This is a genomic window from Gordonia sp. NPDC003429 (genome assembly GCF_053588575.1).
The window spans coordinates 46,965-55,087 of the sequence record NZ_JBSFQF010000021.1 but is presented as its reverse complement, the minus strand read 5'-3'; the positions used below and the strand labels follow the sequence as shown (position 1 = coordinate 55,087).

5 protein-coding genes and 1 rRNA gene are annotated in these 8,123 nt (G+C 66.2%); all 6 read right to left on the bottom strand.

Going from position 1 to position 8,123, the window contains the following annotated elements; genetic code table 11:
* A 16S ribosomal RNA gene (locus ACWDSI_RS18720) occupies positions 1 to 80 on the bottom strand; the annotation flags it as partial.
* 480 nt (positions 81 to 560) lie between these two features.
* Positions 561 to 1,877 carry a tyrosine--tRNA ligase gene (gene tyrS / locus ACWDSI_RS18715; RefSeq protein WP_449757426.1) on the bottom strand — a complete coding sequence of 439 codons (1,317 nt, stop codon included), beginning with the start codon at positions 1,875 to 1,877 and terminating at the stop codon, positions 561 to 563.
* Positions 1,878 to 1,977: 100 nt separating this feature from the next.
* Positions 1,978 to 2,193 carry a Trm112 family protein gene (locus tag ACWDSI_RS18710; protein WP_449757425.1) on the bottom strand — a complete coding sequence of 72 codons (216 nt, stop codon included), beginning with the start codon at positions 2,191 to 2,193 and terminating at the stop codon, positions 1,978 to 1,980.
* 107 nt (positions 2,194 to 2,300) lie between these two features.
* Entirely contained in the window at positions 2,301 to 5,297 is a 2,997-nt protein-coding gene (locus ACWDSI_RS18705; protein WP_449757424.1) for an AMP-binding protein, read from the bottom strand.
* Positions 5,298 to 5,400: 103 nt separating this feature from the next.
* A complete protein-coding gene (argH, locus tag ACWDSI_RS18700; RefSeq protein WP_449757423.1) occupies positions 5,401 to 6,876 on the bottom strand; it encodes an argininosuccinate lyase in 1,476 nt (491 codons plus the stop codon).
* Positions 6,869 to 8,071 carry an argininosuccinate synthase gene (locus tag ACWDSI_RS18695; RefSeq protein ID WP_449748858.1) on the bottom strand — a complete coding sequence of 401 codons (1,203 nt, stop codon included), beginning with the start codon at positions 8,069 to 8,071 and terminating at the stop codon, positions 6,869 to 6,871. Before ACWDSI_RS18695 ends, argH begins: the two co-directional genes overlap by 8 nt.
* Positions 8,072 to 8,123 lie beyond the last annotated feature (52 nt).

The window sequence follows — 8,123 nt, the reverse complement described above, 5'->3', positions numbered from 1 at the left end:
GCAGGGCCTTTCCGTTCGACTTGCATGTGTTAAGCACGCCGCCAGCGTTCGTCCTGAGCCAGGATCAAACTCTCCATGAAAAAACACTGAAACCATAAAGTTTCAACACAATCTCAGCCAGAGAGACAAAAACCTGACCAAACAAAAACTAGCAACACCCGAACCGCTCGGGCCCGGATGTCACAAAAAAATCATCAATAGTCCAAAAATTTGGACATGTGATGCCAATCTTGGCATCAAACAATTTGTCACACACTATCGAGTTCTCAAAGAACACACACCCACCGACACCACCTCACAAGAGGCGAACTCCGATGGACTCGGTTGTTCTGTTACTACCGTGTTAACCCGTTTCCGGGCAACTTCACCAGCGTACCAGACCCGATTCCCGTCCGCAACTCTCGTTGTTGTTCGAGTGTTCGGGATTCTGGCACTCAGAGGTTCAGACCCTGAGGTCCGGACACTTTGCTTCCCCCGATTCCTGTCGGCCCCGGGGGAGTTGCTCTCTGCGGTGCAACAAGATAGTTACACACGATGGAACAGGTCGTCAAATTGCCTGTTCAGCGGCCTACGCGCGCGCCGGCAAAGCTCTTCTTGCCCCGGCGGATCACCAACCAGCGGCCACCGAGCAGATCCGTATCGGCCGGACGCCACTCGGGATCGGAGATCTTCGCGTTGTTCACGTATGCCCCACCTTCGGTGATGGCTCGACGCGCCGCCTTGTTGCTCTCCGACAGCCCGGTGTCGACGAGCAGGGAAACCATCGTGGGGCGTTCACCGGTGTACTCGGCGATCGCCGTCTCCGACAGCGCGGCGGCGAGGGTCGGTTCGTCGATCATCGACAGATCGCCACGTCCGAACAACGCCTGGCTGGCCAGTTCGACGGCCGCGGTGGCATCAGCGCCGTGGATCAGGGTGGTCAGTTCGGCGGCGAGTCGGCGCTGGGCCAGCCGCAGATGCGGTGTCTCGACGGTGGCGCGTTCGAGTTCGTCGATCTCGTCGCGTGTGAGGAACGTGAACCACTTGAGATAGCGGATCACGTCGGCGTCGGCGGTGTTCACGAAGTACTGGTACCAGGCGTAGGGACTGGTCAGTTCCGGGTCGAGCCACAGACTCCCCCCGCCGGTCGATTTGCCGAACTTCTTGCCGTCCGACGAGGTGACGAGCGGGACGGTGAGCGCATGGACCGTGGCCCCGTCCACGCGGCGCGCGAGGTCGACGCCGCCGATGATGTTTCCCCACTGATCGGACCCACCGATCTGCAGGACACATCCGTACCGCCGGTGTAGCTGCAGGAAGTCGTTGGACTGCAACAGGATGTAGCTGAACTCCGTGTAGCTGATCCCGTCGGACTCGAGGCGTCGTCGCACGGTCTCCCGCGCCAGCATCACGTTGACCGAGAAGTGCTTGCCGATGTCACGAAGGAACTCGATGACGCTCATCGGTCCCGTCCACTCCATGTTGTCGACCAGCAGTGCCCCCGCCTCCGCATCGTCGGTCGCCGCGTCGTCGAAGCGGAGGAAGCGTCGCAGTTGCGCGCCGATCCGCCCAGCCCAGCCGGCGATCGTGTCGACGGAGTTCATGGTGCGCTCGCCGATGTCGCGGGGGTCACCGATGAGACCGGTCGCTCCGCCCGCGAGGGCGATGGGACGGTGCCCGGCGAGTTGGAATCGGCGCAGGGTGAGCAGCGGAACGAGATGACCTGCGTGCAAACTCGCCGCGGTGGGGTCGAATCCCGCGTACAGGGTGACCGGTCCGTCGTCGAGGGCACGGCGCAATTCGTCGAGATCCGTGGATTGGGCGATCAGGTCGCGCCACTGCAACTCGTCGAGGATGCCCGAGCCGGTCACCGGGGTCTGGGAGATCTCAGAACTCACGCGTTCGATCTTGTCATTCCTGGATCGATTCGTGCCGTCGGCCTACCCGCCGACAAGATCGATGTGTCTCGCCGGCCTCCCGGCCGACGGGGCGCCCCGGTCACTGTTGCGCGATCAGGCGCTGGTGTTCGGCCTCGTCGACGGGACGTGCCTCATCGGCGAGCATCACCGGGATGCCGTCGGCATCGATCCGGTAGGCGATCCGGAGCCGCGGGTTGTACAGCTCGTCGCCCGCATCGAGCAGCGGTCCGAGGTCCTGTGGGCAGACCAGTCGCTCCCGGACGATCGGATCCAGTGAGTGCGCGCGCGAAGCCATCGTCGGCACGTCCCTTCGTCGAGTGGCAGTGGAGATGTGGTCGCACGTTGTTGGCGATGTGACCTCGGAAACCACCCTAGCGGCCGCCATCTGAGGGGCTGACCGCGTCAGCGTGCCACCGAGATCTCGTCGGCGTCACCGGTGCCCTCGATCACCGTGTCGGCCCAGTCCAGTCGGGCGGCCGCCGTGCGGGTGTAGCGGCGATATCGTCCGTCGGTGTCGCGATACCAGATCTTGGCGCCGGGACGCGGAATACCTTCGCGGGCGAATTCGCCCGCGAGCGGTCGGTACGACTCCGACACGGGGATTGCGCGCACCACCCTGATGAGATGGGGTCGGGCGGCTGCGGGCAATGCACCCAACCCGACGCGCAACTGGGTGACGGTCAGCGCGTCCACCCCGATGTCGGTCCGCATCGTGACCGCGGCGACCGCCAGTTGCCGGCCGGGCCGGCCGACGCCGTAGACCACCACCTGGTCCACGCCGCGGATGCGTGATAGCGCCTGTTCGATGGGCGGCAGATACACGGGTCCGGCAGTGGATCGAACCACACTGTCCGCGGACCCCATGAACCACAGGTCGTCGTCGGAGTCGCGCCGGAACAGATGGCCGCTGACCTCCCACCGGTCGTTCTCGGCGAACACGCCGCGCAGCACTGTGGTGGCGGCTTCCGAGCGCGTCCGGGCGCGGGCGAGCAGCATGCCCACCTCATCGGTGTCGGTGCGGCGCACGAACCCGCGCTCCCCCACCGTCAGCCGTTCGGAATCCAGGTCGAAACCCGCCAGTGCGACGGGATTGGTCTCGGGCAGCGGCCGGCCCATCGAACCCGCCTTGTCGCCGGCCACGTTGGCGAGGATCGCGGTGCCGTCGGCGGTGGCGAAGAACTCCAGCACGTGGGCGCGGGGGAACCGGTCGACGAGTTCGTCCCACAGTCCGGCAGGCAATCCCGATCCCATGAACAGTCGGATCGGGTTGTGTTCGCTGATGCGGAACTCGTCGGAGCGGACGATCTCCCGCATCATCGTCCACGTGTAGGACACCACGGTGACGCCGTATCGCGGCACCTCGGTGGCAAACGTGGCCGGATTGATGCCGGTGGACAGCGCGATCCGAGAGCGTCCGACGACCGTTGCGCCCAGAGTGGTGAGCAAACCCGACGCATGGTGCAGCGGAGGTAGGCAGTAGACGGTGTCACGGTCGGTGAGCGCTGCGGCCGATGCCGCGCCGAACGCCGACATGGCGAAGCGATGGTTGGTCACGGGCCACGGCTTGAGCACACCCTGCGACCTGGTGAAGAGGATGAAGGCCAGGTCGCCGGCGAGGCCCGGGTCGGCTCGGTACCACACCGGAATCTCGACGTCGTCGGGGTCGATGCGTTCCATGTCGATAATCGACTCGCCGTCGGCGCGATCGATGACCCGTGAATCGCCGCTGCCGCCGCCCAGGACCAGTACGCGGTCGCTGCTCGCGGCGGCCTGGTCGAGGTGTGTGGGGTCCGAGATCACCGCTCGGCACCCCGAGAGCTGGAGCATCGCACCGATGTCGGAGTCGCCGGCCAGAAGCACCGCGACGGCACCGAGCCGCGAGAGCGCCGCTACCGCGACCAATGCGCTCGGCCGGGTCTCCATCAGCACGCCGACGTGTTCGCCCGGCCGCAGCCCGCAGCGGATCAGTCCGGCGACGACGTTGTCGATCCGGACGCTGACCTGGGCGTGGGTCAGTACGCGACTCTCGAAGAGGAACAGCTCGCGTTCGGCACCCCATTCGGTGTTCTCCGACATGAGTTTGCCCAGCGATATCCGTGTCCCGGACTGGATCTGACCCAGCCGGAACAGACGCGGGACGGTACGCACCGACTCCCGCGCCACCGCCTGCGAGGTGCGCTGCAACGCCCCCGCCATGCCGATGAGGTCACGTGACGCACCTGCGCCGGCATCGGCGATGGCTCCGATGCCGTGGGTGATCCGCGACACCATCCCGACGCCGGTCCCGTGGGCGTCGGTGGGCAGCGCCATGCGTTCGATCTGTTCTGCCTCCGGACCCAGTCCTTCCTGCCAGTTGATCCACTGAGCAGTGGTCGGCCAGGTTCGCGTACCCGAGGCGCTACCCACCACGAGCCCGAAATGTCCTACCGGAAGCCGTGATTCGTAGACAGCGGCCCCCGGGGCCGCCCGCACGATACCGCGCACCGCGACCGGCTGCCCGATGTCGTCGACCTCACCGACGAATGCCAGTACGGGGCAGGTGATCTCGGCGAGCGTCACCAGGTCTCCGTTGATCACGAATCCGCCGGACACCATCCGGTTGTGCGCGACGAATTGCCGGAGGAGTTCGGCGATGGCCGGCCCCGACCACGCCACCCATCCCTCGGCTTCGAGAAATCGGCGCTGATCCTCGCGTGGCAGCAACGCGTCGCGGTCGTGCAACTGGCGCAGGAAATCCAGCCGACTTCGGGCCGTCTTCACCGGATCGAGCATCTGGAAGCCGATGCGAGCGAGCCAACTCGGCACAAAAAGATGCGGAAAAACCTTGTCGGCCAGCATTTCCGCGCCGGGAACCACGAGGTTGGCGGGTAGTCCGAGCGGGAGTGCGGCAAGTACGTCGACCGGACTGCCGAACGTGACGACGCTGGTCACCCCCGCCGACCGACGTAGCGCGACCGCCTGATAGGCGAACATGCCGCCCTGGGAGTACCCGGCGACGTGTACGTCGCGGCCGGTGCTCTCGATGATGAAGTCGATCGCCTCGTTCACCGCGACGATGTGGTCGGCGAGATTGCGTTCCATCCCGCCCTCTTCGGTGTCGGGTGAACCGAAGTCGATGACCCAGGGAGTGATGCCGCTGCGGTGCAGCACCGACACCGCCCCATAATGCTCGGTGACGTCATAGACGTTGGCCGACACCATCATCGGCGGAATGAGCACGATGTTGGGCCCGGCGTAGGACTCATCCGGGAAATAGCGACGTAGCCGGAACATCGCGGTGGTCTCGGCGACGATGAACGGCGCGGGTTCCGTACCCGTCTGCAGTCCGCCGTACCGAAGTACCTCGAGTCCGTTCTGCGCGGTCGCGAGAACACGGTCGAGAAGTTCGCCGAACGCCACGATCCCCTCCCCTCGTCGACTCTCGTCCGCGCGGACGACCACTCACGCGGTGATGCAGATCACTCTACCCATGCGTGGCGAGATGCCTCGCAACGGCAGGGTCTCACTCGGGTCGACCGGTGGCAGTCCACCCGGCGCGCTGCCGCGACACCCGCTCGGACAACACCTCGAGCTGACGCGCGACCTGAGACGACGCGGTGCCGCCGTGCGCATCACGTGACTCGATGGAGCCGCGAACGGTCAGCACCTCGCGCACCCGAGGTGTCAGTGCGGGATCGATCGACGCGAACGTCGCGTCGTCGAGCTCGTCGAGTCCCACCCCACGCTCCTCGGCCGCGCGTACACATGCCCCCGCGAGCTCATGTGCCACCCGGAACGGCACGCCCTCGCGCACCAGCCACTCGGCGATGTCGGTGGCCAGGGTGAAGCCCGCCGGCGCCAGCTCTGCCATCCGATCGGTGTGGAATTCGAGGGTGGCGACGAGGCCGGTGACCGCGGGCAACAACACTTCGAGCTGGGCCACCGCGTCGAAGACCGGTTCCTTGTCCTCCTGCAGATCCCGGTTGTAGGCCAGCGGCAGGCCTTTGAGGGTCGCCAGCAGCCCGGTGAGGTCACCGATCAGCCTGCCCGCCTTGCCCCGGGCGAGTTCGGCGACGTCGGGATTCTTCTTCTGCGGCATGATCGAGCTGCCGGTGGACCAGGCGTCGGCGAGCGTCACGTAGCCGAATTCGGAAGTGCTCCAGAGGATCACCTCCTCCGACAAGCGGGACAGGTCCACCGCGATCATGGCGAACACGAAGGCGGCCTCGGCCGCGAAGTCGCGCGAGGACGTCGCATCGATGGAGTTCTCGGCAGCCGAGTCGAATCCGAGGTCGGCTGCGATCGCCTCCGGGTCGAGTCCCAGGGACGATCCGGCGAGCGCACCAGAACCATACGGCGACACCGCGATTCGCCGATCGGCGTCGGCGAGGCGGTCGACGTCGCGGAGCAGCGGCTGGGCGTGGGCGAGGAGTTGATGCGCCAGCAGCACCGGCTGCGCCGCCTGCAGGTGGGTTTTTCCGGGCATCACGGCGTCGGGGTGCGCGCGCGCCTGCCCCATCAGCGCCTCGACCACGTCGAGTACATCACCGGCCACCCGGCGGATCGCGGCCCGCAGCCACATCCGGAACAGGGTGGCCACCTGATCGTTGCGCGAGCGTCCGGCACGCAGCCGGCCGCCGAGTTCGACACCCACGCGGTCGATGAGACCCCGTTCGAGCGCGCCGTGGACGTCTTCATCCGACGGTGCCGCCACAAATGTCCCGTCTGCGACGTCGCGGGCGAGCCGGTCGAGTCCGTCGAGCATGGCGGCGAGATCGGCGTCGCCGAGCAGGCCCGCCTTGTTCAGCACACGGGCATGCGCCTTGGACGCCTCGATGTCGAACGGCGCCAGCACCCAGTCGAATTGGGTGGACTTGCTCAGCGCGGCCATCGCCGCCGCGGGACCGTCGGCGAAGCGCCCACCCCACAACGAGCCCTCGTTGGTGGTGCCCCCGGAAGCTGCGTCAGAGGCGGCGGTCGACGGTTCTGTGTCACTCACCGATCAGATCCCGCTTCGCCGCGATCTTCGACGACAACCCGTGCAACTCGACGAAGCCCTTCGCGTACGACTGATCGAAGCTGTCGCCTTCGTCATAGGTGGCCAGGTTGAAGTCGTAGAGCGACTCGGCGCTGCGCCGGCCGTTGACCGCGATGTGGCCGCCGTGCAGGGTGAGCCGGATGTCGCCGCTGACGTGCTCCTGGGTGGAATCGACAAACGTGTCCAGCGACCGCTTCAGCGGCGAGAACCACAGTCCGTCGTACACGAGTTCGGCCCATTTCTGATCGGTGCGACGCTTGAAGCGTCCGAGTTCACGCTCCAGCGTGACATGTTCGAGTTCCTCGTGGGCCGTGATCAGCACCATCGCGCCCGGCGCTTCGTAGACCTCACGGCTCTTGATGCCGACGAGACGGTCTTCGACGACGTCGAGGCGTCCGACGCCTTGGGCCCCGGCGCGCCGATTGAGTTCCTCGATGGCGCCGAGCACGCTGACCGGTCGACCGTCGATGGCGATCGGGCGGCCCTTGTCGAAGGTGATGATGACCTCGTCGGGGGCCTCCCAATTGATCGTCGGGTCCTCGGTGTAGCTGTAGACGTCCTTGGTGGGCGCGTTCCACAGGTTCTCCAGGAAGCCGGTCTCCACCGCGCGTCCCCACACGTTCTGGTCGATGGAGAACGGCGACTTCTTGGTCACGCTGATCGGGATGGCGTTCTCCTCGGCGAAGGCGATGGCCTTCTCCCGGGTCCAGGCGTAGTCGCGCACCGGTGCGATCACCTCGAGATCGGGTGCCAGGGAGGCGAATCCGACCTCGAAGCGCACCTGATCGTTGCCCTTGCCGGTGCAGCCGTGGGCGACCACGGTGCCGCCGTGATCGCGCGCGGCGGTGACGAGGTGCTTGGCGATGAGCGGCCGCGAGAGCGCCGAGACCAGCGGATAGCGGTCCATGTACAGCGCGTTCGAGGTGATCGCCGGAAGGCAGTAGTCGTCGGCGAATTCGTCGCGTGCGTCCACCAGTACCGCTTCGACGGCACCGCAGTCGAGGGCACGCTGCCGCACCACCTCCATGTCTTCGCCGCCCTGGCCGAGGTCGAGCGCGACCGCGACCACCTCCTTGCCGGTCTCCCGGCCGATCCAACTGATCGCGACCGACGTGTCCAGGCCGCCGGAATATGCGAGTACGACGCGTTCCGCCATGGTGATGTGAGCTCCTTGCGTTCTTTGTCCGACATCCATCATCGGACGTCGC

What these genes read in the sequence shown, in the direction of transcription:
- ACWDSI_RS18710 (WP_449757425.1), bottom strand. Translation starts at nt 2,193, where the DNA reads ATGGCTTCGCGCGCGCACTCACTGGATCCGATCGTCCGGGAGCGACTG.
- ACWDSI_RS18695 (WP_449748858.1), bottom strand. Translation starts at nt 8,071, where the DNA reads ATGGCGGAACGCGTCGTACTCGCATATTCCGGCGGCCTGGACACGTCG.